Origin of the sequence: Proteus myxofaciens ATCC 19692 (assembly GCF_001654855.1) — a bacterium.
Taxonomy (GTDB): Bacteria; Pseudomonadota; Gammaproteobacteria; order Enterobacterales; family Enterobacteriaceae; genus Proteus; species Proteus myxofaciens.
The window spans coordinates 1-223 of the sequence record NZ_LXEN01000257.1; the positions used below are offsets into that span (position 1 = coordinate 1).

At 31.4% G+C, this 223-nt stretch carries 1 protein-coding gene; it reads right to left on the reverse strand.

Going from position 1 to position 223, the window contains the following annotated elements; genetic code table 11:
* Positions 1–117: 117 nt before the first annotated feature.
* Positions 118–223 (reverse strand): DUF6402 family protein (locus tag M983_RS18025; protein ID WP_281180130.1); only part of this gene is annotated, 106 nt, incomplete at its 5' end.

Sequence of the window (223 nt, forward strand, 5' to 3'; positions counted from 1 at the left end):
CTTTATTTTCTATTTTTGTAAAGAGTAAATCTTTATTGAAGAACGTGACATGAGCCAGAAAAAAGTACCAGAGGAAAGTTAATAAACTAATAAGAATGATGATTTTTTTTCTAATTCTCATAAATAGATGACCTTGTCATTTGGCATAGGATACGACCATAAAATATCGGAGAAAACAATAAAATCACCACCTTCGTTCCGTTTTTCCTGCCATTCTCGAAAG